The sequence below is a fragment of the Pseudomonas sp. SIMBA_068 genome (assembly GCF_046534705.1).
Taxonomy (GTDB): Bacteria; Pseudomonadota; Gammaproteobacteria; order Pseudomonadales; family Pseudomonadaceae; genus Aquipseudomonas; species Aquipseudomonas putida.
Genome location: NZ_JAWRYI010000343.1, coordinates 1 through 282, shown reverse-complemented (window position 1 = coordinate 282; position 282 = coordinate 1). Strand labels below are relative to the sequence as shown.

General features: G+C 66.7%; 1 pseudogene. It reads right to left on the bottom strand.

What is annotated here, in order from left to right:
* A pseudogene (locus SB756_RS29465) lies at positions 1-282 on the bottom strand (gamma-glutamyl-phosphate reductase); the annotation flags it as partial.

Genomic DNA, 282 nt, shown 5'->3' with positions numbered 1-282 from the left:
ACCGCCGCGCAGAATGGCGGCGTTACCGGTTTTCAGGCACAGAGTGGCGACGTCCACCGTGACGTTGGGACGCGCCTCGTAGATCACGGCCACCACGCCCAGCGGCACGCGACGACGCTCAATGCGCAGCCCGCTGTCGAGCTGACCGCCGTCAATTAATTGCCCCACCGGATCGGCCAGCTGACAGACCTGGCGCACATCGCTGGCGATGCTGCCGAGGCGTTGCGGATTGAGTGTCAGCCGGTCCAGCAGCGCGGCGCTCATGCCGTTCTGACGCGCATC